Here is a 26062-nt window from a genome sequence, read left to right as displayed (position 1 = left end):
GGGACGGGTTCCTACCTGGCTTCTCGGGTGGCGAGCTGGTCGTAGGACTGGGCGATGCCGAACGCCTGGGGGACGGGCTGGCTCGCCATGTAGAGGCGGTCGGCGGTGCGGCGCGGGAGGGGGTAGTGCTCGTAGGTGCCGTGGACCCGGCCGTCGGCGGTCATCGGCCGGGCGTGGAAGCGGGCGGCCGTGGCCAGCCGGTACGGCTCTCCGCCGTGGCTCTCCAGCAGGGCGATCTCGGTGACGCGGCGGGCGCCGTCGGCGAAGCGGGTGAGCTGGACGATGACGTCGACGGCGCTGTTGATCTGGTCGTGCAGGGCGACGAAGGGGATCTCCACGTCGGACATGGAGGCGAGGGTCTGGAGACGCATCAGCGCGTCCTCGGCGCTGTTGGCGTGGACGGTGGCGAGGGAGCCGTCGTGGCCGGTGGACATGGCCTGGAGCATGTCCAGGGACTCGCCGCCGCGGACCTCACCGACGACAATGCGGTCGGGGCGCATACGGAGCGAGTTGCGGACGAGGTCGCGGATGGTGATCCTGCCCTTGCCCTCGACGTTCGGCGGGCGGGACTCCAGGCGGATGACGTGCGGCTGCTGGAGCTGGAGTTCGGCGGAGTCCTCGATGGTGATGATGCGTTCGCCTTCGGGGATCAGTCCGGAGAGGGCGTTGAGGAGCGTGGTCTTCCCGGTGCCCGTGGCGCCGGACACGATGACGTTGAAGCGTGCCTGCACCAGTCCGGCGAGCAGGTACAGCATGTGCTCGTCGAGGGAACCGAGGCCGATCAGCTCCTGGAGGGTGAAGGAGCGGGGGAAGCGGCGGATGGTGAGGATGGCGCCGGTCAGGGAGAGCGGCGGGATGATGACGTTGACGCGTTCGCCGGAGGGGAGGCGGGCGTCGACCATGGGGTTCGACTCGTCGACGCGGCGGTTGACGGTGGAGACGATGCGTTCGATCGTCTGCATCAGCTGGTCGTTGGAGGCGAAGCGCAGCGGGAGTTGTTCCACGCGGCCGCCGCGCTCGACGAAGATCGCGTCGGGGCCGTTCACCATGATCTCGGTGATGGACGCGTCCTCCAGGAGGGGTTCCAGGATGCCGAGGCCGAGTGCCTCGTCGACGACCCTGCGGATCAGCTGGGAGCGTTCGACGGTCGACAGGACCGGGCCCTCGCGGCTGATGATGTGGCCGAGTACGCGTTCCAGCCGGACCCGGCGCTCGGCCGCCGCCAGCGAACTCATCTCCGCGAGGTCGATCTCCTCCAGGAGTTTGGCGCGGTAGGAGGCGACGAGGTGGCCGTCCTCGCCCCGTCCGGCCGTCTCCTCGGGGGAGTTGATGCGTGCCCGCAGGCTCATGAGTCGCGTGCTCCTCGTTCCTGGTTTCCGGTCCTCGTCATCGGTCAGTGGTCGGTCGTCAGTGGTCAGTGGTCAGTCGTCAGTGGTCAGTGGTCAGTGGTCGCGTGGCATCGTGGCGCTCTTCCGGGCCGGGGAGAAGTCCCAGCCCGGCACGATCGACGGGATGTCGACCGTGGCGGTGACGGTGATCTCGTCCCCTCCGGGAGAGCCCTCGCAGGAGGTGCCGTCGGCGAGCCAGTCGCTGACCGCGGCGGTGCAGGCGGATCCGTACCCCTGGTCCAGGGACGCGCTGCGCGCCCCGGCGCGGGCCGCCGTCCCGGCCTGCTGGGCGGTGTAGGCGATCAGGCCGAGCTGTACGGCGGCCATGGCGACGACGAGCAGCACGGGCAGGAAGCCCAGGTATTCGAGGGCGACCTGGCCGCGGTCGCGGAGTCTGCGTGAGCACGGTGTGTACGGCATGTCAGTCCGTCTCCTCCTCGACCGCGCCCGCGTGCCCCTTGACGTCGAAGGGGAAGGAGACGGTGCCAGGGAAGAGGATGGGGACGCTCAGCTTCACGTCGGCGGTGACGAAGCCGCCGGAGGTGGTGCAGTTCACGCTCGCTCCCCCCGCCCACGCTCCCGACAGCTTGTCCAGGCCGGCCTCCCGGCAGGCGCCCTGGCGTGCGCCCGGTGGCGCCGCGGTGCCCGCCCGCGCGGCCTCGTCGGCAGCATTCCCCGCGAGGATGAACGTGTACCCCACCAGTACGAGCTGCCACAGCACCACCAGCGTCACGAGGATCGTCGGGGTCATGCCGAGGAACTCGATGGTCACCTGGCCCCGGTCGCGGGGTCCCCGTAACGCCTTCATGCTCATCCCCCTCCGTCCCTGCGCCGCCGGAAGCTCACCGAGCCCCGGTCGCCGCGCAGCCGGCCCGTCCTGTGCGTCCCCTCGGCGGCCTTGATGAGGCCGAGTTCGCCGGCCAGGCCCCACAGGGCCTGCTTCACCGTGCTCTTGTTCTCCAGTTCGTGGACGCGGCCGGCGTCCACGACGGCCTGGAGTTCCTTGAAGTGGGCGGGGATCGCGGTGGCCGCGACGGCCGTGCCGGTGATCTTCCGGATGAGCGGGGGCTGGATCTCGGTGGACCGGGTGTGGCGGTTGACGACCACCGTGGTCTCCTCGGCCTTGCGGATCTGGAGCCGGTCCCACATGCGCACCGCCCGTTTGGCGCCGCGTACGGCGATCACGTCGGGGGTGGTGACCAGCAGGGCCGTGTCGGCCATCTCCACGGCGGCCGCGCCGGCGCCGCCGAGCTGGGCGCCGCAGTCGATGACGACGACCTCGTAGCGGGAGCGCAGGGCGCTGACGATCTGGCGGGCGGCGCGGTCGGTGACCTCCTCGCCGCGTTCGCCCTCGGCGGGGGCGAGCAGCAGGGCGAGGCCGGTGTCGTGGCGGAAGACGGCGTCGGCGAGGACGCGCGGGGAGATGTCGGTGATGGCGGCGAGGTCGACGACGGAGCGGCGGAACTGGACGTCGAGGTAGGAGGCGATGTCGCCGGTCTGGAGGTCCATGTCGACGAGGGCGGTGGAGCGGCCGGACGCCTGGGCGGCGAGGGCGAGCTGGACGGCGGTGAGGGTCGCGCCGACGCCGCCCTTGGCGCCGCTGACGGTGACGACGGTGCCGCCGACGCCGGTGAACACGTCGCCGCCGGAGCCGAGGTGGCGGCGTACGCCGACGGACCACTGGGCGACGGCCTGAACGCGGCTGGCGAGTTCCTCGTAGCTGAGCGGGAGGGCGACCAGGCCGCGGGCGCCGTAGTCCATTGCGGCCTGGAAGAGGCCGGGGCTCGCGTCGGAGGTGACGAGGATGACGCCGACGGAGGGGAAGCGCAGGGCGACTTCTCGGATCAGCTCCAGGGCGGGGACGGGGCCGATGCGTTCGTGCACGACCACGACCTCCGGCAGTTCGTCGACGGACTCGGCGGCCAGGCGCGCGAGGGTGTCGACGAGCTGGGTGGAGTCGACCACCGGGGCCACCGGCTCGGCGTCCGGGAGCTGGCTGAGCAGTGTGGTGATGGACCGGACCGCGTCCGCGTCGCCGACTGCCGGGAGGATCCTCGTGGGCATGCGGGCCTCTCACTTGTCCTTCGCGAGTTCGTACGTCCGCTGCGAGTCCGGGACGGTGGAGTCGGTTCCGGGGGCGACCAGGGCGAGGCGGACCCGCTGGGCGAACGACTCGGCGTAGGTGATGCGCTGGGCGTCGATGGCGGACAGCGCGAAGGTGATCGGGACGGCGTCGGTGGGTTCCCGGCCGCGGTCGCTCTCCTCGGGCCGGAGGGCGGTGAGCTTGCCGACGTCCAGGACCTGGGCGTTGGTCACGATGACCCTGGACTGGTCGGGGTCGCCCTCGCGCTCGCCCTCGAAGGTGGCGTACACGTTGACCGTGGCGCCCGGAGTGATCTTGCCGGCGACGCCGGTGGCCGCGTCGATCATGATGGCGACCTCCTGCTGTCCCGGCTCCAGGGCGGGCCGGTCGACGATCATGTCGCTCTGGAGCAGGGAGCCCTCGCGCAGATCGGTCACGGCGATCTTGTCCCGGATCTCGTCCAGGTCGGTGACGGCGTTCTTCGACAGCCACCGCTCGGGCATCTTGATCTTCTCGAACTGGCCCGTGCTGAGGGCGGTGTAGGGCGCCACGTTCGTCTTCAGCCGGTACGCGGTGACCTCGGGGCCGACCTTGGAGTTCACGTCGCTGATGACGGAGAGCACGCCGGCGAACGCGCCGAGGGCGCACAGGACCGACAGAAGCAGGAGTATCACGCCGCGGCGCTGACGGGAGTTCATGAACCGTGCAACCTCATCGGGGATATCGGTCGAGCGGAATCGGGGCGGGGTCGTGCGGTGGACGAACGGGGTCAGGTGCGCTGGGTGAGGGCCGGGGTGCCCTCGGGTGCGGGTGGTACGGCGGAGCAGAACACGCACCGGTCGCCGATGACGTCGATGCCGCACCAGTGGCAGGTGCCGCGCCGTACGGAGGTGACCAGCTGGTACAGCACGGACAGGTCGGGCAGATAGGTGCAGAACTCTACGAGTCTGCCGGTCCCCCACCAGCCCGGGGACTCGGCGGGCAGTGGTGTCTCGTGCAGGCCCTGCACCTTCCAGGACGGCGCGAGCGTGGCGGTGACCCAGTCGGACTGGAGCTGTCCCTTGGCGACGAGCATCCAGGTGCCGAACTCGGGCCCCGCGAGGGAGGCTTCGGGGCCGAGGCGGACGAGCTGGGGCTGCGGGTGGGCGAGGACGGCGAACTGGCTGCCGGGCATCCAGGACTTGGCGTGCTGCTTGAGGTCGACGGGGACGCGGTCGAGGCGGGCGACGGAGCCCAGCAGTGCCCCGGAGTGGATGTAGTGGATCAGCAGCCGGCCGGCCGAGGCGAGGACGCCGGGGCTGAGGTCGCAGGAGGCGAGCTGCCGTAACTGGCGGGCCAGGACGGCGAGACCGAGGGGTGGCAGATCGGGGCGGAAGAGGGCTATCCGGTCGCTCTCCAGCAGGGAGCGCAGGGTGTGCAGGCGCCGCTGGACGGCGGTGGGGGTGGCCCGGGAGCAGACCACGATGACGTGCCCGTGGTGCTCGATGAGCAGTTGGAGTTCGGTCAGGACCTGTTCGAGCGGGCGGGTGTCGATGTCCCGCAGCACCACGGCGGGCAGGGTCCGTTCGTCCTGGGCCGGCAGCGCCATGTCGGCGCCGGTCACGGCAATGGCAGTTGGCACGCGCGGCTCCCCGTTCTCCCCAGGCCCCTCGGCCCACCGACGTCACTCCGGTGCACCCTGGCGACTTCACTGCGTGACTACGTCAGCACTGTATCCGCGGGCCTGTGGGCGGAGAACAGCGTTTGAGTAGCCGAACGGCAACGTCTGATGCACAAGGTGCTCCAAAACGGGGCACGTTGAGCATCTCGCCGGTCTCGGTCGGGCCCCGGAGGTGTGGGTCCTGTGCATCGCCTTGACGCCGGGCGGGTCCTTGGGGTCGGTGGGTCGGTTCACTGGTCGATTTTGGTCTGGACCTATTGACAACGGGATTGGTCTGGACCACCTTGTGCTGCGAACGTCGCGAACGGTGGCCACCGTCGCTCCCTCCTCCCTCCTCCCCTTCTCCCCCACCGGAGGCCCCAGTGAACCGCGCACCAGGAACGCCCGGCCGCAGCAGACGCCTCTGGGCCGGAGCCGTCGTCTCCGCCCTCGCCCTCGCCCTTCCCCTCGCCGGCGCGGGCCAGGCGTCCGCGGCGGACGTCAACAACGCCAAGAACGCCGGTTTCGAGGCGGGCCTGAGCAACTGGACCTGTTCGGCGAACAGCGGCACGACCGTCTCCTCCCCGGTGCACGCCGGTACGGCCGCGCTGAAGGCCACGCCGTCCGGGCAGGACAACGCCCGCTGCACCCAGACCGTCGCGGTGAAGCCCAACTCGACCTACAAGCTGAGCGGCTGGGTGCAGGGCGGCTACGCCTACCTGGGCGTGACCGGCACCGGCACGACCGACGTGTCCACCTGGACCCCGGACTCCGGCAGCTGGAAGCAGCTGTCGACGAGCTTCTCCACGGGCTCCTCCACCACCTCGGTCACGGTCTACACCCACGGCTGGTACGGCCAGTCCGCCTACTACGTCGACGACCTGTCGGTCTTCGGCCCCGACGGGGGCGGCGGCGGTGACACGGAGCCGACGGTCCCGGGCACCCCGGGCGGTCTCTCCGTCTCCGGTACGACGTCGTCGTCGGTGTCGCTGGCCTGGAACGCGGTGTCCGGGGCGACCGGGTACACGATCTACCGCGACGGCACCAAGGTGACGGCCGTGTCGGGCACGTCGGCGACCGTGACCGGGCTCGCCGCCGCGACGTCGTACTCCTTCCAGGTCGCCGCCACCAACGCGGCGGGCGAGTCGCCGAAGTCCACCGCGGTGTCCGCGCGCACGAAGGAGAACGACGGGGGCAGCGGCGGTGACCTGCCCAAGCACGCGGTGACCGGGTACTGGCAGAACTTCAACAACGGCGCGGCGGTCCAGAAGATCTCGGACGTGCCCGCCCAGTACGACATCATCGCGGTCGCCTTCGCGGACGCCACCGCCACGCCCGGCGCGGTCACCTTCAACCTGGACTCGGCGGGCCTGAACGGCTACACCGTCGACCAGTTCAAGGCGGACGTCCGGGCCAAGCAGGCGGCCGGGAAGAAGGTCATCATCTCGGTCGGCGGCGAGAAGGGCACCGTCTCGGTGAACAACTCGGCCTCCGCGACGAACTTCGCCAACTCCGTGTACGCGCTGATGCAGGAGTACGGCTTCGACGGCGTCGACATCGACCTGGAGAACGGGCTCAACGCCACGTACATGACGCAGGCGCTGCGGTCCCTGTCCGCGAAGGCGGGCCCGTCGATGATCCTCACCATGGCCCCGCAGACCATCGACATGCAGTCGACGTCCGGCTCGTACTTCCAGACCGCGCTGAACGTGAAGGACATCCTCACGGTCGTCAACATGCAGTACTACAACAGCGGTTCCATGCTCGGCTGTGACGGCAAGGTCTACAGCCAGGGCTCGGTCGACTTCCTGACCGCGCTGGCCTGCATCCAGCTGGAGGGCGGCCTCGACCCGTCCCAGGTCGGCCTGGGCCTGCCGGCCTCTACGCGGGGCGCGGGCAGCGGCTACGTCTCCCCGACGATCGTCAACAACGCCCTGGACTGCCTCACCAAGGGCACCAACTGCGGCACCTTCAAGCCGTCCAGGACGTACCCGACCCTGCGGGGCGCGATGACCTGGTCCACCAACTGGGACGCCACGGCGGGCAACGCCTGGTCCAACGCGGTCGGCCCGCACGTCCACGCACTGCCGTAACCGCAAACCCCGGAACAGCCCCGCCCCCGCCCACGACTCCGTGGGCGGGGGCGCCTGTCGTTGCGCCGTGAAGCGGATCCGGAAGTCCGGGTGAAACATTTCCCCGCCCCCATCGCATCAATGAGGTGAGGGCGGCGGGCACGGCGCGGGCACACACGGGGGGACGCGGTACATGAGACAGGAACGAGCGGACGAGTACGCCGAGTTCGCGGCGGCACGGGCCGGCCATCTGTACCGGTCCGCGTGTCTGCTCACCGCCGGGAACACGCATCTGGCCGAGGATCTCGTGCAGGAGACCCTCGGGCGGCTGTACGTCCGCTGGGGACGCGTCTCCCGGGTCGGGAACCCGGCCGGGTACGCGCAGACGGTCCTCACCCGCACCTTCCTCGCCCACCAGCGGCGGCGCGGCAGCCACGAGCGGCCGACGGACGTCCTCCCCGATCTGCCCGGCTCCGGCGACGGGGACGCGCCGCTGCGGCTGACCCTGCTGGACGCGCTCGCCCGGCTGCCCGCCAAGGACCGGGCCGTCATCGTCCTGCGGTACTGGGAGGACCGCTCGATCGAGCAGACCGCCGACGTGCTGAACGTCAGCTCGGCGGCCGTGCGGACGCGGTGTGTGCGTGCGCTCGGCCGGCTGCGCGAGCTGCTCGGCGAGGACCTCTCCGAGTACGCCAGACCCTGACGCCGACCGCCCCGCCCTCCTGCGGCCTCACACCTTCCACGCCTTGCCGAAAGGACGCTTCGTCATGCCCGAGAACCAGTACCAGGACCCCTTCGAGGACCGGCTCACCGCCGTCCTGCGCGACACCGGCGACAGCTTCGACACGGACCGGACGGCCCTCACCGCCGGCGGTGCGGCCCGCGGCCGGCGGGCCCAGCTGCTCCGCCGGACGGCCGTGCTGGGGAGCGCCGCGGGGATCGCCCTGGTCGGCGTGGGCGCGGCCCTGCTCGTGCCGGGCGGTGAGCCCTCCGGGCATCAGCCGGCGGCCGCCTCCGGGCCCGTGACGCCGGCCGCGTCCGCGAGCCCCGCCCCCGCCGGCTCCTTCTCCGGGGACGACCTCCTCCGTACGCTCAAGGACCTCCTTCCCGCGGGTGAGTTCAGCCAGGAGGCGGCCCGGGGCACGGACGAGGGCATGTCCCCGTCCGCCCACCTCGTGTACGACGACGGCGACGGCCCGGCGGCCATCGGCATCGGCTTCAACCGCGTGGAACCCGGCAGCCCGGAGGTCCGGGAGCTGACCCGGTGCCCGGACAGGACGTTCGTCGAGTACGACGGCTGCACCTCCAGCCGGCTGCCCGACGGCTCCCTGCTCATGGTGTACCGCGGCTACGAGTATCCCGACCGGCGCGCGGACACCAAGTGGTGGTCGGCCTCGCTCGTCACGGCCGAGGGGCAGCACGTGTCGCTGAGCGAGTGGAACGCCCCGGCGGAGAAGGACGCCGCGGTGACCCGCCCGGAGCCTCCCCTCTCCGCCGAGAAGCTGAAGGAGGTCGTCACCGCCGACGTCTGGCGGCGGGTCGTGGACGCCATGCCGGAGACCGGGAAGCCGTCGGCCACCGCCGCGCCGAGCACCCCGCCGCAGATCACGGGGGCATCGATCGGCAAGACGCTCGCCGGACTGCTCCCCGACGGGCTCACCGTGGTCGAGCGGGGCGGCCAGGACAGCGAGTTCGCCTACCTCGTCGTCGACGACGGCAAGGGCAGGAGCATGGTTCAGATCAATGTGCAGCCCGACATGTCCGACGTCGCCCACCAGCTCTACGGCGACGCCGACACCCTCCCCGACGGCACCCTGGTCACCACCCGGCAGGGGCCCGGCGAGAAGGGCGGGGAGGGCGTCGTCATGTGGACCGCCGACACCATGCGGCCCGACGGCTTCCGGGTCGTGGTCAGCGCCTTCAACACCGGCGCCCAGCACCAGGACGCCACCCGTGACGCCCCGGCGCTGACCATGGAGCAGCTGAAGGAGATCGCGCTCAGCCCGAAGTGGGAGCGGCTGCGCTGAAGGGTGGTGCGGACCGGTCGGACGGCGGTCAGAAGAACTCCGACCACGGCTGGTCCCAGATCTGCTTGACGCACAGGATCAGGAACAGCAGGCCGGCGAGGGCGAGCATGGAGTTGCTGAGCGGGCCGTTGCGCCATTCCCTCGGGGTGCGGGAGGAGTTGAGGAGCCACATCAGGGTGAGGGCCAGGAAGGGCATGAAGGCGGCGCCCAGCACCCCGTAGATGATGATCAGGCGGAAGGGCTCGTCCTGGAAGAGCAGGACGATGGGCGGGAAGGTGAGCCAGAGCAGATAGGCGCGGAACGCCCAGGAGCGCTCGCGGCGGCCGGAGGCCAGCTCGTCGCCGCGGGCCTCGCGCTCGCCCCGCTGCCGGGCCAGGAAGTCGGCGAACATCAGACTCACGCCGTGCCAGACACCGATCAGGGAGGTGAAGGAGGTGGCGAAGAAGCCGATCAGGAAGAGCTTGCCGGTCGCCGTGCCGTACTCCTCCTCCAGGATGTCGCCGAGCTGGATCAGGCCCTTGTCGCCGCTCGCGATCGCGATGTTCGCCGAGTGCAGCAGCTCGGCGCCGACGAGGAGCATCGCGATGACGAAGATGCCCGTGGTGGCGTAGGCGACCCGGTTGTCCAGGCGCATCACCTTCATCCAGCCGGTGTTCGTCCAGCCCTTGGCGTTGACCCAGTAGCCGTAGGCGGCCAGCGTGATGGTGCCGCCGACGCCTCCGATCAGGCCGAGGGTGTTGAGGACCGAGTCCTTCTCGTCCGGGAGGACCGGGAGGAGCCCGGCGAAGGCGTCACCGAGGTTGGGGGTGACGCGGACCGCCAGGTAGACGGTCACGACGAACATGACGCCCACCAGGACCGTCATGACCTTCTCGAAGACGTTGTACTTGTTGAACCAGACGAAGACCAGGCCCACCAGCCCACAGGCGATGCCCCACCATTCGAGGTCCATCACGTCCGGGAAGAGGGCCTGGAGCGGCAGCGCGCTCGACGACATCGCCGCCGCGCCGTAGACGAAGCCCCAGATGACGGCGTAGATCGCGAAGAACCACGTCGTCCAGGGGCCGAGGCTCGCCCAGCCGTCGAAGAGCGTGCGGCCGGTGGACAGGTGCCAGCGTCCGCACGCCTCCGCGAGGGAGATCTTCACCAGGCAGCCGATGATCGCGGCCCACAGCAGGGTGTAGCCGAAGTTGCTGCCCGCGATGAGTGTGGCCACGAGGTCGCCGGCGCCGACGCCGGTCGCGGCGACGACGATGCCGGGACCGATGTAGCGCCAACTGGACTTACGGGGGGCCGAGTCGCCCTCGTGTGGTGCGCCGGTGCCTCTGATGTTGCCCGTGGTGTCCGCCATGGGGGTCAAGAAAGCCCATGGCCGCCGGCGGGACAAGAGGGCGTGCGGGGATCTTCACGGGATGCACCTGGTCGAGTGATCGACCGGAACCCGCCTTGACGCGATCATGTCACTGATCGAGGATGTCCGCACCGCACCACGCACGTCGCCATGAACAACCCCACCTCCCACAAGGAGACTTCATGCGACTCCGCATCCGTGGCAGACGGCGGTCCGCCGCTCTCGCCACCCTCCTCGCCCTCGCCCTCGCGGCACCGCTGTCGCTGACGGCGACACAGGCCGGCGCGGACAGCGCCGACCGCCCCGCGCCCTCGGCCGAGGACATCCACCAGTACGAGATCCACCAGCACACGACTCCCGTGACCCGCACGGCGATCCAGCGCTCCGGCGTCACCGTGGACGAGGCCGACGAGGAGACGGTCGTGGTCTCCGGACGGGCGGACCAGATCCGGACCCTGCGGCAACAGGGTTACGAGGTCACGCCGTTGGGCTCCGCGCCCGACCGCTCGTCCGCCGCCGACGACCTCCGGCTGTTCGACTTCCCCTCGGCCGACTCCCGCTACCACAACTACGCCGAGATGAACGCGGAGATCGACCAGCGGCTGTCGGCGTACCCCAGCATCATGAGCAAGCGGGTGATCGGCAAGTCCCACCAGGGCCGGGACATCGTCGCCATCAAGGTCAGCGACAACGTGGCGACCGACGAGAGCGAGCCCGAGGTCCTGTTCACGCACCACCAGCACGCCCGTGAGCACCTGACGGTGGAGATGGCGCTGTACCTGCTGCGCGAGCTGGGCGCCGGCTACGGCAGCGACTCCCGCGTGACCAACATGGTCAACGGCCGGGAGATCTGGATCATCCCGGACCTCAACCCGGACGGCGGCGAGTACGACATCGCCTCCGGCTCCTACCGCTCCTGGCGCAAGAACCGCCAGCCGAACTCCGGTTCGTCGTACGTCGGGACCGACCTGAACCGCAACTGGAACTACCGCTGGGGCTGCTGCGGCGGCTCCTCGGGCTCCCCGTCCTCCGAGACGTACCGCGGCTCGGCCCCCGAGTCCGCGACCGAGGTGAAGGTCGTGGCGAACTTCGTGCGCAGCCGGGTCGTCGGCGGGGTGCAGCAGATCAAGGCCGGCGTGGACTTCCACACCTACAGCGAGCTGGTGCTGTGGCCGTTCGGCTACACCTACTCCGACACCACGACCGGCATGACAGCCGACGACCAGGCCGCGTTCAGGACGGTCGGCCAGAAGATGGCGGCCAGCAACGGCTACACGGCCCAGCAGTCCAGCGACCTGTACATCACCGACGGATCGATCGACGACTACCTGTGGGGCACGCACAAGATCTTCGGCTACACCTTCGAGATGTACCCGCGTTCCAGCTCCGGAGGCGGCTTCTACCCGCCCGACGAGGTCATCGAGCGGGAGACGTCCCGTAACCGGGACGCCGTCCTGCAACTGCTGGAGAACGCGGACTGCATGTACCGCTCCATCGGCAAGGAGGCGCAGTACTGCCGTTAGGGCGCGCTACTCGGTGTCCTCCCCGGAGTCGGCCGTGTCCTCGGCCGGCTCCGGGGACTTGTCGCCGTCGTCCTCGAAGTACGTGTCCAGGACCGCGTCCAGGGCGGTGTCCCATTCCGCGAAACGGCTGCGGGACGGGGCCTCGATCTCCAGGGGGTACCAGCGGCTGTCGGGGGTGTGGACGGTGATCGTGTACCGCTTGCCGAAGCGGGCGGTCTCCGTCTCCACCGCGCCGATCTCGTCCCAGCGGAACTCGCACTCCTGGTCGTCCAGGCGCAGTCGTACACCGCTGTGGTCGGCGACCACCCGGGCGCGGCGGTCGGACGCCTCGAAGACCGGGCCGTCGGGGGCCGCCTCCGCTTCGGGGGCGGACTCCTCCTCGGCCTCCGGCGTCGACTCCGGCTCCGGGTCCGGCTTGGACTCCGGCTCCGGCTCCGGCGTGCTGGCGTCCTCCTCCGGGGCCGTGTCCTCCGGCTCCGCCTTCGCGTCCTCCTCCCGGCCGGACGCGGGTGAGGTGAGCCCGGGGATGAATGCCGGGTCGAATCCGGCGCCTTCCAGGGGCTGGCTGCTCGAACCTATGCGCTGCTCCACACCGCAGGAGTATGGTCGACAAACCTGTGCCGGGCACAGCCAGCCCCAACTTCGTTATCAGACGCCTACACGGGCACCACGGCTCACACGACGAGACTGAGCGCGGCGGCGACCACGAATCCGGCCACGGACAGCACGCTCTCCAGCACCGTCCACGTCTTCAGCGTGTCCCGCTCGCTGATGCCGAAGTACTTGGCGACCATCCAGAAACCGCCGTCGTTGACGTGCGAGGCGAAGATCGAACCCGCCGAGATGGCCATGATGACCAGCGCGACGAACGCCTGCGAGTGGTCCCCCTCGGCCAGCAGCGGGGCCACGATGCCCGCCGTCGTCACGATCGCCACCGTCGCCGAGCCCTGCGCGACCCGCAGCACCACGGAGATCAGGTAGGAGAGGACGATCACCGGCAGGCCGACGTCGTTGAACGTGTCGGACAGCGCCTGGGCGACACCGCTGGCCTTGAGGACGGCGCCGAAGACCCCGCCCGCGCCCACCACCAGCAGGATGTTGCCGACCGGCTTCAGGGAGGACGTGGAGACGGTCTCCAGGGACTTTCGGGACCAGCCGCGCCGGATGCCCAGCAGGTAGTAGGCGAGGAACAGGGCGAGGGTGAGCGCCACGAACGGGTGGCCGAAGAACTCGATCACCGAACGGAGGGTGGAGGGGTCCAGCGCGATCGAGGAGAAGGTCGCCGCGAGGATCAGCAGGAGCGGCGTACCGATGATGCCGAGGACCGTGCCGAGCGGCACCGGCGCCTCGCGCGGCTCGACCCCGGAGGCGCGCTGCTCGGCGACGACGGCCTGCTTGGCCTCCTCGGCCGCCTCGACCATGTCCTGCGGTACGGCGACGAAGATCCGCTTGCCGATCCAGGCGGAGAAGACCCAGGCGGCGACGACGGCCGGAAGACCGCAGACGACGCCCATGAGGATGACCCAGCCCAGGTCGACGTGGAGCAGTCCGGCGGCGGCCACCGGGCCCGGGTGCGGCGGCAGGAAGGCGTGGGTGACCGAGAGGCCGGCGAGCAGCGGGAGGCAGTAGAGCAGGATCGACTTGCCGGAGCGCTTGGCGGCCGCGTAGACGATCGGCGCGAGGACGAAGATGCCGACGTCGAAGAAGACCGGGATACCGAAGATCAGACCGGTGAGGCCCATGGCGAGCGGGGCCCGCTTCTCGCCGAACAGGCCGAGCAGCCGGCCCGCCAGCACCTCCGCGCCGCCGCTGACCTCGAGGATCGCGCCCAGCATGGTGCCCAGGCCGATGATGATCGCGACATGGCCGAGGATGCCGCCCATCCCGGACTCGATGGTCGACACCGCGTCCGAACGCTGGACCGTGCCGAAGAGTTCGGTGACCGAGAGACCCGCCATCAGGCCGACGGCTATGGAGACGCCGAGCAGCGCGACGAAGGGCTGGAGCCGGACCTTGATGATCAGGAAGAGGAGGAGCGCGATGCCGATGGCGGCGACGGTCAGCAGACCCGCGGTGCCGTCGAGGAGGAGGAGCAGTCCTCCGGTGTGCGGTGGTGTCTCCGCCGGTGCGGAGGCGGCGAGCGGGAGGGACGGTTGGAACATGCGGGGGTCCTCTGGCTAAGTGCATGGGGCTTTCGGGCAGGGGGGATCGCGGCACGGCGTCCCAGGGGGTGCGGGACACCGTGCCGTGACGGCGTACGGCGGTGGGGGAAGGGCGCGGGTCAGCCGAGGACGGCGAGCGCGTCGATCTCGATGAGGAGTCCGGCGGGCAGACCGACGTAGACGGTCGTGCGGGCGGCGGGCGGCTGGGTGAGGCCCTGCTCCTCGAAGTAGGCGTTGTAGATCTCGTTCATCTCCGCGAAGTGGTCCACGTCGGTGAGGTAGACGCGGATCATCATCACGTCGTCCCAGCCCGCGCCGCCCTCTTCGAGGATCGCCTTGACGTTGGCGAGGGTCTGGAGGGTCTGCTCGCGCAGGGTTGGACCGGCGGGCGTGGGCGGCTTGCCCTCCTCGGCGGGCAGGAAACCGACCTGGCCGGCGACCTGGAGGATGTTGCCCTTGCGGACGCCGTGGGAGAACTTCGCGGGCGGGGTGGTGTGGGTGGTGGGAGTGAGCGCGATCTTCTCGGTCATGCGGAGCTGTCCTTCACTGGGGTTCTGCCGGAGTACTCGCCGCTGATCGCGTCCGCCGTACGGCGCACCAGCGGGAGCAGGGTGAGGAGTTCGTCGGCGGTGACGACGACGTTCGGCGCGGAGACCGACATCGCGGCGACCACCCGGCCGTCGGCGCCGCGGATCGGTGCGGCGACGCAGTTGATGGACTCCTCGTGGCCGCCGAGGTCGGTGGCCCAGCCCTGTTCGCGCACCTTGGCCAGTTCCTGGAGGAACGCGGTGGCGTGGGGTGTCGAACGGGACGTGTACATGGGGTAGTCGAGCTTCTCCGCGAGGGCGCGGCGCTCGTGCTCGGGCAGGTCGGCGAGGAGGAGCTTGGCCACGGCCGCGACGGTGATGGCGACGGGCTTGCCGATCCGCGAGTACATGCGTACCGGGTAGCGGCTCTCCACCTTGTCGATGTAGAGGACCTCGTTCTCCTCGTACACGGCGAGGTGGACGGTGTGGCCGCACTTCTCGTTGAGGCCTACGAGGTGGGTGTGGGCGATCTCGCGGATGTCGAGGTTCTCCATCGCCTCCTGGGCGAGGGCGAAGAGGCGGGCGCCGAGGCGGTACCGCTGGTCGGACTGGCGGTAGACCAGGCCGTGCTCGTGGAGGGTGCGGAGGAGGCGCAGGGCGGTGGACTTGTGCACGCCGAGGCGGTCGGCGACCTGTCCCAGGTCGGCGGGGCCCTCCGCGAGCAGCGGGAGGATGCTCAGGGCGCGGTCTACGGTCTGGCTCATGGGGTGCGTACCTCCTCGTCGGCCGCTGTCTCGGCTTGGGTCCAGCCGGGGCCGAGTCGCAGTCTCCCCCACGCGGTGTCGTCGAGGGCGGCGAGGCGGTCGGCGTGGGCGCGGGTGGGGGGTGGGGCGAGGTCGCCGGGGGTGGTGAGGGTGGCTGCGGCGGTGAGGTGGCCGTGGCGGAGTCTTTCCCGTACCGGGAGGTTTCGGAGGGTGGCGGAGAGGAAGCCTGCGGCGAAGGCGTCGCCGGCGCCGGTTGGTGCGACTACGTCGACTTTTAGGGCGGGGGCGTGTGTGGCTGGGCGGGGGTGGGTCGCGCGGCCCGGCGCTTGCGGGGTGCCGTCCGCGCCCACCCTCCCCCACTCTCGGCTTCGCTCGAGCGGGGGGACCCCCATCGCCCCAGCGGCACGACTGCCCGCGGGTGGGGCGGCATGGCTGCCCGCGGGTTCGCAGAAGGCGACTGCTCCCCGTGCGCCCTGCTTGACCACCAGGGTTGCCGGTTCGGGCAACGCCTCTCGGATCTGGGACGGGCCTCCCTTGATGCCCCAGGCCTCCTCCGCCTCGTCCTCGCCGACGAAGACGATGTCCGCCCGCCGCGCCAGTTCCAGCAGTACCTCCGGGCCGTGGCCGTCGCGCCACAGGCCCGGGCGGTGGTTGACGTCGAAGGAGATCAGGGGGCGGTCGGGGCTCGGAGCCGTCAGGGTCCGGAGCAGGTCGAGGCAGTCGGGGGAGAGCGCCGCAGTGATGCCGGACAAGTGAAGGACGCGGGCGGCGCGCACCGCGTCCAGGTCGACGTCGGCGACCGTCATCGCGGAGGCCGCCGAGCCCGCGCGGTAGTACGCGACCTCGTGCGCGTCGGTGGAGCGGTCGCCGGCCGTGCGGAAGTAGATGCCGGTCGGGCGGGCCGCGTCGCGGCGGACGTACGACACGTCGACGCCGTAGCCGCCGATCGCCTCGACGAGGTGGTCGCCGAAGCCGTCGGCGCCCACCCGGCTGACCCACCGGGTGGAGTGGCCCGCCGCCGCGAGCACGCACGCCACGTTGGACTCCGCGCCGCCGATGCCCCGGTCGAAGGACGGCACGTCGGCGAGGCGGCCCGGCCGGGAGGGCAGGAACGTCACCATGGACTCGCCGAGCGCGACGACGTCCACGACGTCGGGGGCGTTACCGGTTCCGGTGGCGGTCACGATGGCGGGGCTCCTCGTCGGGTGGAGGGGGCGCGGTGTCCGTTGACCACGCGTGGCCGAGATGTTAGACAGCGGTAAGCGTTATACGCAATGAGTGTTGCAAGACATGCAACACAGCTGATCAGGGAGGTTCCGATGGTCCTCGACGCTCTTGCCCGCCTCACCGAGGAACGTGTCGACCACCGTTTCAAGGGCCTCCCGCCGGACGCCGAGGGGCTGACCGTCGGCGAGCTGGCCGCGCAGCGCCGCAATCTCTTCACCGGCGGTTTCACCACCCCCGTGCTCGCGCTCTCCGCCGAGCGGCTGGAGCACAACCTGAGGCTGATGGAGACGTACGCGGCGCGGCACGGGCTCGCCTTCGCGCCGCACGGCAAGACGTCCATGGCCCCGCAGCTCTTCCAGCGGCAGGTCGAGCACGGGGCGTGGGGCATCACCCTGGCCGTTCCGCATCAGGTGCGGGTGGCGAGGGCGTACGGGATCCAGCGGGTCTTCCTCGCCAACGAGCTGGTCGACGCGGCGGCCCTGAAGTGGATCTCAGGCGAGCTGGACGCCGACCCCGGCTTCCGGTTCCTCTGCTACGTCGACTCCGTACGCGGCGTCGAGCTGATGGACGCGGCCCTCTCCAGCGCCGCGCGTCCCGTGGACGTGGTCGTCGAGCTGGCCGCCGGTGAGGGGGCCCGGACCGGCGTGCGGACGGAGGCGGAGTGTGCTGCCGTCGCCGACGCGGTGGCCCGCGCGCGCGGGCTGCGGCTGGTCGGGGTCGCCGGGTACGAGGGCGAGGTGCCGCGGGCCGACCCGGACCGGGTGCACGCCTGGCTGCGTCGGCTGGTGTCGCTCGCCGTGGACTTCGACAAGGCGGGGCGGTTCGCGGGGCTCGACGAGATCGTGGTGAGCGCGGGCGGCAGCGCCTGGTTCGACGCGGTGGCGGACGTGTTCGCCGAGATCCCGGAGCTCTCGGCCCCCGTACTGAAGCTGCTGCGCTCGGGGGCGTACGTCTCGCACGACGACGGCCACTACCGCAAGCTGACCCCCTTCAACCGGGTCCCGGAGGAGGGCGCGTTGGAGCCGGCGTTCCGGCTGTGGACGCAGGTGGTGTCCCGCCCGTCCGACGGGCAGGCGTTCACCAACGCGGGCAAGCGGGACGCGGCCTACGACCTCGACCTCCCGTTCGCCCAGGTGGTGCGCCGGGACGGCGGCGAGCGGCCGGCCACCGGGATCTCGGTGACCGGCCTGTCCGACCAGCACGCCTGGCTGCGCACCACCGAGGAGGCCGATCTGGAGGTCGGCGACTGGGTGGGGTTCGGGCTGTCCCACCCGTGCACGTCGTTCGACAAATGGGTGCTCATCCCCGTGGCCGAGGCGGACGGCACGGTGGTCGACTACATCCGTACGTTCTTCTAGGAGGCCGGGATGGAAGAGCTCGTCATCCGGGACGCGGACGTCGTCGACGGCTCCGGCGACCCTTCGTACCGCGCGGACGTGGTCGTGGACGGCGGCCGCATCGTCTCGATCGTGAAGGAGGCGGCGGACGCGGGCTGTCAGCGCCCGAAGGCCCGCCGTGAACTGGACGCCGAGGGGCTGGTCCTGGCCCCCGGCTTCATCGACATGCACGCCCACAGCGATCTGGCGCTGCTGCGCGACCCCGACCACAGTGCCAAGGCCGCGCAGGGCGTCACCCTCGAAGTCCTCGGCCAGGACGGGCTGTCGTACGCCCCGGTCGACGACCGCACGCTGGGCGAGGTGCGCCGGGCGATCGCCGGCTGGAACGGCTCCGGCGACGACATCGACTTCGACTGGCGGTCGGTGGGCGAGTACCTGGACCGGCTGGACCGGGGCATCGCGGTCAACGCCGCCTATCTGATCCCGCAGGGCACGGTGCGCGCGCTCGCCGTCGGCTGGGAGGACCGGGACGCCACGCCCGAAGAGCTGGACCGGATGCGGCAGTTGGTCGCCGAGGGCATGGAGCAGGGCGCGGTCGGCATGTCGTCGGGGCTGACGTACACGCCCGGCATGTACGCCAAGGACGCCGAACTGACCGAGCTGTGCCGGGTGGTGGCGTCGTACGGGGGCTACTACTGCCCGCACCACCGCTCCTACGGCGCGGGAGCGCTGGAGGCGTACGAGGAGATGGTGGCGCTGACCCGGGAGGCGGACTGCCCGCTGCACCTGGCGCACGCCACGATGAACTTCGGGGTGAACAAGGGCCGCGCGCCCGAACTGCTGGCGCTGCTCGACGACGCGCTGGACGCCGGCGCCGACATCACCCTCGACACCTACCCCTACACCCCAGGCTGCACCACGCTCGTGGCGCTGCTGCCGAGCTGGGCGAGCGAGGGCGGGCCGGAGGAGATCCTGCGGCGGCTCGCCGACGAGGGGACGGCCGAGCGGATCCGGCACCATCTGGAGGTCACGGGCTCGGACGGCTGCCACGGTGTGCCCGTGGAGTGGGAGACCATCGAGATCTCGGGCGTCGGCGACCCGGCGCTGGGCGAGTACGTGGGCCGTACGGTCCTGGAGTCGGCCCGGGTGCGCGGTGAGTCGCCCTGGGTGGTGGCGCGGGAACTGCTGCTGAAGGACAGGCTGGCCCCGACGATCCTCCAGCACGTCGGCCACGAGGAGAACGTGCGGGCGATCATGCGGCACCGGGTGCACACCGGCGGCTCGGACGGCATCCTTCAGGGCGCGAAGCCGCATCCGCGCGCGTACGGCACGTTCCCGCACTACCTCGGGCACTATGTGCGCGAGTTGGGGGTGCTGTCGCTGGAGGAGTGCGTCGCGCATCTGACCTCGCGCCCGGCCGCGCGGCTGCGGCTGCCGGACCGGGGGCTGGTCCGCGAGGGCTACAAGGCGGATCTGGTGCTCTTCGACCCGCGGACGGTGGCCGCGGGATCGACCTTCGAGGAGCCCCGGACGCTTCCGGCCGGCATCCCGCACGTGCTGGTCGACGGGCGGTTCGTGATCGAGGACGGGCGGCGCACGGACGTCCTGGCGGGGGGGGGGGGGGGGGGGGGGGGGGGGGGGGGGTTTCCTCCCCCCCCCCCCCCCCCCCCCCCCCCCCCCCCCGACCGGGCTACGGCTTGGGAACGGCGCAGCCGCTGGCGCTCAGGTCGAGCTTGTTGTCCACGCCGAAGCAGGCGGTGAACAGGTACGTCTGCTGGGCGTAGTTGATGCCCTGGCGGACCGTGACCTGCCCGTTCTCGTCGACCTCGCACGGGTTGTTGACCGTGCAGCGCTCCCCGTCCACGTTGCCGGTGTTGTTGACGGCGACCACCTTTCCGGTGGCGTCGTCGACGACCGGTGAACCGGAGGTGCCGCCTATCGTGTTGCAGGCGGAGGTGTAACGGACCGAGTCCTTCCAGGTCCAGTCGCCCTCCTTCATGCGGTACGCGAACCCGTCGACGGAGCAGTTGTAGATCCGCTTCCAGTAACCGGACACCACGCTGATGGCCGTACCGGCCGCCGGGCGGGTGTCGCTCAGGGTCAGCGCGTCGATGCCGTACGCGCTCTTGATCTGCGCGTACGTCGTGCCGAGCCGGTAGATCGCGGCGTCCGTGTCGGTCATGGTCGCGTACACGAGCCGGTCGGCGCGCAGGGTGGCGACCTTGGAGCCGGACGAGTTCAGCAGCCCGAAGGTGCGGCTGGACGCCCGGTCGACGAGGACCTGGCCGGGCGCAGGGAAGCCGCTCTCCAGACAGTGGCCGTTGGTGAGCACGAGCGCCGGGTCGTCGGCCGCCGAGTCGGGCATGCGGACGACGGAACCGGAGCAGTTGCTGAGCGCGACGGTGCCCGCGAAGTTCACCGCGCCGGCCTTCGGCGCGGTGAGCCCGGACAGCGCGTCCGTCACGGTCCCGACCGTGTCGTCGACGACATCCGTCAACGTGGTCGGGACCGCGCCCGAGGTCGTGTCCGCGCCCGTGGGGGAAGGCGCGGAGGCGACCGCGGGAGTCGCGCCCACCCCGGCGAAGGCCAGGGCACAGAGCGCGACGAGGAGAGGTTTTCTCATGGGGGTCCCCTCTTGCGACGTGGGGCGACCGGAGAAACCTCCGGCCGCCCACAGGGTTGTCATGCGCATTGTCAGCATGCGAATGACGAGGGGGCAAGGACTTGTTTCCAGCCGGTAACTTCGCCGGGGCGGAACGGACGCCGTGGTCCGGGCCCGCGCCGACGGAGCCGGGCATGCGCGAGCGGCGGGCCGACCGGTCCACCGGGCACCGGTCCACCCGCCCGCGTCCGGGCACCCGCCCGAACCCCGCTCCTACCTGGTCTTCTTCGGCCCTTGGCCCCGACCCCGCCCTTCACCGGCGTTGCCCGGACCAGCCTCACCCGAGCCCGTGGAGGCGGTGGGGGTCGCCGTGGGGAGGGTCGGTGTGGGGGTGGTGGAGGCACCGGCCGACGACCCGTCGGCCGCGCGGTCCTCGCCGGAAGCGCTCGCGCTCGGGGAGCCCTGACCGGCGGAGGAGCCACCGGTGCCGGCCGACCCCTCGGCAGGAGCGGACGCGTCCGGATCCGAGGACGCCGCCCCGGACTCCCCCGCCGTCCGGCCCGTGCGGTCGTCCCCGCCCTCCGCGCCACCGGACGGCGAACCCGAGAAGGCGAACCCGGCGATCAGCGCCGCCGCCGACACCGCGCCCACCGCGCCCACGGCCATCACGACGCCACGCGAGCGCCGGGGCGCGGCGGCCTTGCGCCGGCCACCCCGGCCCGATCCGTGACGCGGACCGCCGTCGCGGGACCGCCCGGGGGCGCTCCCCGCACCGTCCTCACCCGACGGACCCGCTCCGGTGTCGCGCGCCACGCCCGTCCCACCGTCCCCGGCAGGGGGCGCGGCCCCTTCCGGCGGACCCGGTTCGGCGCCCGCCACGGGCGGCAGTTCGCGTGTCTCGTCGTACGCGTTCTGCCAGCCGTGGGCGGCCGCGGGGTCGATGTAGGCGTCGTACGCCGGGGCCGGGGCGGTCTGCGGGAGGTACACGTTCGGAGGACCCTGGGGGTTCCGATCGTCGTACCCCCCATCGGCGTACGGAGGAGGGCTGGACATGGCGGCGCATTGTAGAGACGTAAGGGGTTGCCGGAACAGTCGACGGACATAACCACCCGAACCGCCGCGTCTCACGTGGCGGAAAACACGGTCCGAAGGGCCATACCGGGCCGTAAGCTCCCAGCATGCAGGTGATCCAGTCGACCAAGCTCGCCAACGTCTGTTACGAGATCCGGGGCCCGGTGCTCGAGGAGGCGATGCGGCTGGAAGCTGCCGGTCACCGCATCCTCAAGCTGAACACCGGCAATCCGGCGGCGTTCGGCTTCGAGTGCCCGCCCGAGATCCTGGAGGACATCCTCCGCAACGTGTCGTCGGCGCACGGCTACGGCGACGCCAAGGGCCTGCTGGCCGCGCGCCGGGCGGTCGTCATGCACAACCAGACGCTCGGCATCGAGACCGACGTCGAGCACGTCTTCATCGGCAACGGCGTCTCCGAGCTGATCGTGATGGCGATGCAGGGCCTGCTGGACGACGGCGACGAGGTGCTCGTCCCGGCGCCCGACTACCCGCTGTGGACGGCGGCCGTCTCGCTCTCGGGCGGTACGGCGGTGCACTACCGCTGCGACGAGCAGTCCGACTGGATGCCGGACCTCGCCGACGTGGAGCGCAAGGTCACCGACCGCACCAAGGCGATCGTCATCATCAACCCGAACAACCCGACCGGCGCCGTCTACGACGAGGCGGTCATCAAGGGCCTGACCGACATCGCCCGCCGCCACAACCTGCTGGTCTGCTCCGACGAGATCTACGACAAGATCCTCTACGACGACGCCCAGCACATCCCCACCGCCTCGGTCGCCCCCGACCTGCTCACCCTCACCTTCAACGGCATGTCGAAGGCGTACCGGGTGGCCGGCTACCGGGTGGGCTGGATGTCGATCTCGGGTCCGCGCGCCCACGCCGACTCCTACATCGAGGGCCTGACGATCCTGGCGAACATGCGCCTGTGCGCGAACATGCCGGGCCAGCACGGTGTGGTCGCGGCGCTCAGCGGACGCCAGACGATCAACGACCTGGTCCTGCCCGGCGGACGGCTGCGCGAGCAGCGGGACGTGGCGTACGAGCTGCTGACCCAGATCCCGGGCGTGACCTGCGTGAAGCCGAAGGGCGCGCTGTACCTCTTCCCGCGCCTGGACCCCGATGTCTTCAAGATCAAGGACGACCGGCGAATGGTCCTCGACCTGCTGCGCCGCGAGAAGATCATGGTCGTCCAGGGCACCGGCTTCAACTGGCCGGAGCCGGACCACTTCCGGGTCGTCACCCTGCCGTCGGTCACCGATCTGCGGGACGCGGTCGGGCGGATCGCCCGCTTCCTGGACGGCTACGGCCAGCCCTGAGAGCCCGTTTTTACGACCGGCTCAACTTTAGACGAAATCTAAGCTAGGATGGTTTCCTGTCAGCACCCAGGAGGCCATCCATGTACGAGCCGATACGTGACAAGTCGGTCCACAGCACGATGGCCGGCACCCCCCACGACTTCCCCCACCGTTCCCGTGAGGAAGAGCTGGACATCCAGCTCGCGGGCCATCTCGCCGCGCTGCTCGCCGTCACCGACGAACTGCGCACGGCGGCACCCTCGGCCGATCTGGACACCGCGGCCGAGCGGCTCGCCGGGCAGGTCGCCCGCCTACGGGGAGGACGTACGCCGGCCCGCGCGTCGACGACCTCGACGGGCCGCGAGCAGAAGGCGACGGCCCTGCACCGCCGGGCGCACGCGCTGGCCGGGCGCGCCCTGGTGGTCGCCGCGTCGCGCGCCGACACGGCGGCGGCGATCCTCGCCGCGGAGCGGATGGACGCGCACACCGCGGCGCTCGAGCCGCGCGAACTCGCGTCCCACTGAGCCCGCCCTTCCGGGCTCCCCCCGAACGGCCCCGGTCCGCGCGCACCCGCAGCGACGCGCGGACCGGGCGCCATCAGACACACTCCCTGATCAGCTCGTGTACGCCGACGCGCCCGCCGTACGGCGGATCTCCGGCAGCGCCGAGTAGAGCGTGGCGCCCGGGCACAGCGTGGCGTAGCCGTCGCGGTGGCCGGAGATCGTGTTGAGCGTGGCCTGCTCGCCACTGTCGTACACACCGGTGTCACCGGCGGCGGTCAGCGTCACCTTGGCCTCCGGGTCGACGCCGTGCAGGCCGAGCTTCCACGCCGAGAGGTCGGCGATCGCCTGCTTGGCGGCGGTGGTCGGGGTGCCGCCGTTCTCGTAGTCGCCGAGGAGCGACACACCGGCCGAGTAGCCGTTGAAGCCGTAGGTGTGGGCGCCGCGCACCGGCTTGTCGACGCCGCCCGCCCGGCCCTCGAAGACGGTGCCGCACTTGTCGACGAAGAAGTTGTAGCCGATGTCGTTCCAGCCGTTGGTCTCCACGTGGTACGTGAGGATGGCCCGGATGATGGCCGGCGACTCGGCGCAGTCGTAGTCGTTCGTGCCGGCCGTGTGGTGGACGAACATCGCGTCCACCGTGTCCAGGTAGGACGGCGGGTCGACGACGAGCGACTCGTCCGCGCCCCAGCCGGCACGGCTGACGATCGCGGGGGCGGCGGGGGCGGCCGGTGACGTGGACCCGGTCGGCTCCGGCTGGGTGCTCGGCTCCGTGGTGGGGTCGGTGACCGGGGGCTCGGTGGGCTCCGAGGGCGGCTCCTCGCCGGGCTCCTCGCTGGGCGCGGGGGTGGCGGGGTCTTCCGTCGGCTCCTGTGCCGGCTCGTCCGAGGGCGCCGGTGTCGTCGGCTCCTCGCTCGGGCCGGCGGGCTCGGTGGCCGGCTCCTCGCTCGGGGCCGGGGCACTGGGCTCCGTCGTCGGCTCCTCGGAAGAGGTCGGCTCGTCGGAGACGGCCGGCTGCTCGGGGGCCGGGGCGTCCGTGGGCTCCGCCGACGGCTCGGCCGACTGCTCCGGCGCGGTGGTCGGCCCGGCGTCCCCGCCGGAGGGCGGGGCACTGGCGGTGGGGGTGGCGGTGGCGCTCTCGCCGCTGCCGGGCTCGGCGGAGGGCTTGCCGCCACCGTTCCCCTTGCCGTTGCCGCCCTTCCCGCTGTCCTTGCCCTGCCCCTTGCCGGCCTTGTCGCCCGGGTCGATCATGTCGAGCCGCAGCGCGTCCGGTACGGCGGTCTCCTTGCCGCCCGCCACCACCCGGGCCTCGACCGCGTCCGACGGCCCCACCCACAGCGGCTCCGAGGCACCGCGGACTCCTGACGCGTCACCCTCCTGCGTCTCCGGTGCCCGGACGTCGAAGTCCAGGTCGCGCCAGTCGGTCCAGGTGCCGCTCTCCGCGCCGCGGGTGCGGATCTGCGCGGTGCCCTCGAAGTCGTCGGCGCTGTCCTCCCAGGAGACGCCGACGAGGGAGAACAGTTGCGTGTCCGTGCGCGGCAGCTCGCGCTTCTTCGGGTCCTTGCCGTCCAGCGCGAGCGTGTGCGCCCGCGCGGGCCGGGAGTTGTCGTCGGCGCCGGTGCCTCCGGAGCCTCCGGTGACGGACACCGCCGTCACACCGGTACCGGCCAGCACCACGACGCCGGCCGCCAGCCAGATCGTGCGCCTCGGTATGCGCGCACGCCGTGCGCGGGTTCCCCTCGGACTCATGCCCACCCCTCGTGAATTCCGTACGCCGTTTGATCAGTTGCCGTCGGCGGGCAGTTCGCCCGCGCAGGTCGCGCGCCCGAACTCGCCCATGGCCGTGGCCCGCTGGACGTGCTTGCCGCGGATCGCGAGCGTGCAGCCCGCCTGTCCGCCCTGCTCGCCGAGGACGACGGCCACGGTGGGGGCCTTGCCGAGCGGCACCTGGACGGTGCGCTTCCACGGCAGTTCGGCGTCCCGGACGACGGTGGCCGCGCCGTTCTCGTCCTGGCCCAGGTAGGAGATCTCGACCGGGCCGTCGCCGGTGACCTCGTAGGTCACGGCGGCGGTCGGCGCCGCGGACGGCTTGGGCTCGTCCTCGGTGTCGAGCAGGCCGTAGCCGACGAGACCGGCGCAGGCGAGCAGCAGGACGGCGGCGATCACCACACCGGCTCGCCCGCCGCCGCTCGCGTCCTCGCCGGCACCGTTCCGCGCGCCACTTCCTGCGCCATTCTCCGCGCCGTCCTCCGCGCCGTTCTCGGTGTTTTCCGTGGATTCATTGGCTGACATGAACGGGGCTCAGCTTTCGATCGTCCGGATCAATGCGCCATGCAACTGAAGTTGAACCGGGCGGTTATACACCATGCGAAGGACGCCATGCGAGCGAGCGGACAAAAACGGGCGAAGCGACAGCGTTTCCCGCCTTCAAATGCCCCGAATGTCCAATCGCTTGACATGCCGTCAGCCGCCTGGCTAATAATCCCGCCGC

General features: G+C 71.2%; 23 protein-coding genes and 1 pseudogene. 8 read left to right on the top strand and 16 right to left on the bottom strand.

Going from position 1 to position 26062, the window contains the following annotated elements; all coding sequences use genetic code 11:
• Nucleotides 1-11: 11 nt before the first annotated feature.
• The 6 genes from ACZ470_RS06740 to ACZ470_RS06715 all read right to left on the bottom strand — a co-directional run bounded on the left by ACZ470_RS06740 (nucleotide 12) and on the right by ACZ470_RS06715 (nucleotide 5074).
• Nucleotides 12-1349, bottom strand: a complete 1338-nt coding sequence (locus tag ACZ470_RS06740) for a CpaF family protein (protein WP_468425010.1) — start codon at nucleotides 1347-1349, stop codon at nucleotides 12-14.
• A gap of 93 nt (nucleotides 1350-1442) precedes the next feature.
• Nucleotides 1443-1808: a TadE/TadG family type IV pilus assembly protein gene (locus ACZ470_RS06735; protein WP_468425008.1), complete on the bottom strand. Its 366-nt coding sequence runs from the start codon at nucleotides 1806-1808 to the stop codon at nucleotides 1443-1445.
• Nucleotide 1809: 1 nt separating this feature from the next.
• Nucleotides 1810-2196 carry a pilus assembly protein gene (locus tag ACZ470_RS06730; RefSeq protein WP_468425006.1) on the bottom strand — a complete coding sequence of 129 codons (387 nt, stop codon included), beginning with the start codon at nucleotides 2194-2196 and terminating at the stop codon, nucleotides 1810-1812.
• Nucleotides 2197-2198: 2 nt separating this feature from the next.
• Nucleotides 2199-3452 carry an AAA family ATPase gene (locus ACZ470_RS06725; protein WP_468425004.1) on the bottom strand — a complete coding sequence of 418 codons (1254 nt, stop codon included), beginning with the start codon at nucleotides 3450-3452 and terminating at the stop codon, nucleotides 2199-2201.
• Nucleotides 3453-3461: 9 nt separating this feature from the next.
• Complete coding sequence (gene cpaB, locus ACZ470_RS06720) at nucleotides 3462-4169, bottom strand: Flp pilus assembly protein CpaB (RefSeq protein WP_468425002.1); 708 nt, start codon at nucleotides 4167-4169, stop codon at nucleotides 3462-3464.
• Between the two features lie 71 nt (nucleotides 4170-4240).
• Entirely contained in the window at nucleotides 4241-5074 is an 834-nt protein-coding gene (locus tag ACZ470_RS06715; RefSeq protein ID WP_468425209.1) for a hypothetical protein, read from the bottom strand.
• Between the two features lie 419 nt (nucleotides 5075-5493).
• On the opposite strand from ACZ470_RS06715, the gene ACZ470_RS06710 reads away from it, so the two are divergent.
• The 3 genes from ACZ470_RS06710 (at nucleotide 5494) to ACZ470_RS06700 (ending at nucleotide 9209) form a co-directional block, all read left to right on the top strand.
• Nucleotides 5494-7203: a chitinase gene (locus ACZ470_RS06710; RefSeq protein WP_468425001.1), complete on the top strand. Its 1710-nt coding sequence runs from the start codon at nucleotides 5494-5496 to the stop codon at nucleotides 7201-7203.
• A 172-nt stretch (nucleotides 7204-7375) separates the two neighbouring features.
• On the top strand, nucleotides 7376-7885 hold the full coding sequence (locus ACZ470_RS06705; RefSeq protein WP_468424999.1) for a SigE family RNA polymerase sigma factor: 510 nt from the start codon (nucleotides 7376-7378) through the stop codon (nucleotides 7883-7885).
• A 64-nt stretch (nucleotides 7886-7949) separates the two neighbouring features.
• Complete coding sequence (locus tag ACZ470_RS06700) at nucleotides 7950-9209, top strand: hypothetical protein (RefSeq protein WP_468424998.1); 1260 nt, start codon at nucleotides 7950-7952, stop codon at nucleotides 9207-9209.
• A 28-nt stretch (nucleotides 9210-9237) separates the two neighbouring features.
• On the opposite strand, the gene ACZ470_RS06695 is transcribed toward ACZ470_RS06700, so the two are convergent.
• Nucleotides 9238-10560 (bottom strand): Nramp family divalent metal transporter, encoded by a 1323-nt coding sequence (locus tag ACZ470_RS06695; RefSeq protein WP_468424996.1) that lies wholly within the window; start codon nucleotides 10558-10560, stop codon nucleotides 9238-9240.
• 182 nt (nucleotides 10561-10742) lie between these two features.
• On the opposite strand from ACZ470_RS06695, the gene ACZ470_RS06690 reads away from it, so the two are divergent.
• Nucleotides 10743-12083: a M14 family metallopeptidase gene (locus ACZ470_RS06690; protein WP_468424995.1), complete on the top strand. Its 1341-nt coding sequence runs from the start codon at nucleotides 10743-10745 to the stop codon at nucleotides 12081-12083.
• A gap of 6 nt (nucleotides 12084-12089) precedes the next feature.
• Here ACZ470_RS06690 and ACZ470_RS06685 read toward each other — a convergent pair whose 3' ends face one another.
• The 5 genes from ACZ470_RS06685 to ACZ470_RS06665 all read right to left on the bottom strand — a co-directional run bounded on the left by ACZ470_RS06685 (nucleotide 12090) and on the right by ACZ470_RS06665 (nucleotide 16657).
• Nucleotides 12090-12674: a hypothetical protein gene (locus ACZ470_RS06685; protein WP_468424993.1), complete on the bottom strand. Its 585-nt coding sequence runs from the start codon at nucleotides 12672-12674 to the stop codon at nucleotides 12090-12092.
• A gap of 83 nt (nucleotides 12675-12757) precedes the next feature.
• A complete protein-coding gene (locus ACZ470_RS06680) occupies nucleotides 12758-14245 on the bottom strand; it encodes a GntP family permease (RefSeq protein ID WP_468424991.1) in 1488 nt (495 codons plus the stop codon).
• 119 nt (nucleotides 14246-14364) lie between these two features.
• Nucleotides 14365-14775: a RidA family protein gene (locus ACZ470_RS06675; protein WP_468424990.1), complete on the bottom strand. Its 411-nt coding sequence runs from the start codon at nucleotides 14773-14775 to the stop codon at nucleotides 14365-14367.
• Complete coding sequence (locus ACZ470_RS06670; protein WP_468424988.1) at nucleotides 14772-15536, bottom strand: IclR family transcriptional regulator; 765 nt, start codon at nucleotides 15534-15536, stop codon at nucleotides 14772-14774. The genes ACZ470_RS06675 and ACZ470_RS06670 overlap by 4 nt, the downstream gene beginning before the upstream one ends.
• Nucleotides 15533-16657, bottom strand: a complete 1125-nt coding sequence (locus tag ACZ470_RS06665; protein ID WP_468425207.1) for a sugar kinase — start codon at nucleotides 16655-16657, stop codon at nucleotides 15533-15535. The genes ACZ470_RS06670 and ACZ470_RS06665 overlap by 4 nt, the downstream gene beginning before the upstream one ends.
• Before the next feature lie 198 nt (nucleotides 16658-16855).
• On the opposite strand from ACZ470_RS06665, the gene ACZ470_RS06660 reads away from it, so the two are divergent.
• Nucleotides 16856-18121, top strand: a complete 1266-nt coding sequence (locus ACZ470_RS06660; RefSeq protein ID WP_468424987.1) for an amino acid deaminase — start codon at nucleotides 16856-16858, stop codon at nucleotides 18119-18121.
• A gap of 9 nt (nucleotides 18122-18130) precedes the next feature.
• Nucleotides 18131-19714: pseudogene (locus ACZ470_RS06655) on the top strand (N-acyl-D-amino-acid deacylase family protein); the annotation flags it as partial.
• Between the two features lie 76 nt (nucleotides 19715-19790).
• Here ACZ470_RS06655 and ACZ470_RS06650 read toward each other — a convergent pair.
• Both ACZ470_RS06650 and ACZ470_RS06645 read right to left on the bottom strand, forming a co-directional pair.
• Nucleotides 19791-20723: a S1 family peptidase gene (locus tag ACZ470_RS06650; protein ID WP_468424985.1), complete on the bottom strand. Its 933-nt coding sequence runs from the start codon at nucleotides 20721-20723 to the stop codon at nucleotides 19791-19793.
• Between the two features lie 252 nt (nucleotides 20724-20975).
• Complete coding sequence (locus tag ACZ470_RS06645) at nucleotides 20976-21755, bottom strand: hypothetical protein (protein WP_468424984.1); 780 nt, start codon at nucleotides 21753-21755, stop codon at nucleotides 20976-20978.
• A gap of 125 nt (nucleotides 21756-21880) precedes the next feature.
• Between ACZ470_RS06645 and ACZ470_RS06640 the strand changes: the two genes are divergently transcribed.
• Both ACZ470_RS06640 and ACZ470_RS06635 read left to right on the top strand, forming a co-directional pair.
• Complete coding sequence (locus ACZ470_RS06640) at nucleotides 21881-23092, top strand: pyridoxal phosphate-dependent aminotransferase (protein ID WP_468424982.1); 1212 nt, start codon at nucleotides 21881-21883, stop codon at nucleotides 23090-23092.
• A gap of 80 nt (nucleotides 23093-23172) precedes the next feature.
• Complete coding sequence (locus tag ACZ470_RS06635; RefSeq protein ID WP_468424981.1) at nucleotides 23173-23595, top strand: SCO4983 family protein; 423 nt, start codon at nucleotides 23173-23175, stop codon at nucleotides 23593-23595.
• Between the two features lie 90 nt (nucleotides 23596-23685).
• Here ACZ470_RS06635 and ACZ470_RS06630 read toward each other — a convergent pair whose 3' ends face one another.
• Both ACZ470_RS06630 and ACZ470_RS06625 read right to left on the bottom strand, forming a co-directional pair.
• Complete coding sequence (locus ACZ470_RS06630; RefSeq protein ID WP_468424979.1) at nucleotides 23686-25320, bottom strand: N-acetylmuramoyl-L-alanine amidase; 1635 nt, start codon at nucleotides 25318-25320, stop codon at nucleotides 23686-23688.
• A 33-nt stretch (nucleotides 25321-25353) separates the two neighbouring features.
• A complete protein-coding gene (locus ACZ470_RS06625) occupies nucleotides 25354-25863 on the bottom strand; it encodes an MmpS family transport accessory protein (RefSeq protein WP_468424977.1) in 510 nt (169 codons plus the stop codon).
• Nucleotides 25864-26062: the final 199 nt, after the last annotated feature.

It is taken from the genome of Streptomyces sp. NPDC031111, from assembly GCF_055570675.1.
Note: the sequence above shows the minus strand (reverse complement) of the source record. Positions and strands in the feature narration are given on the sequence as shown.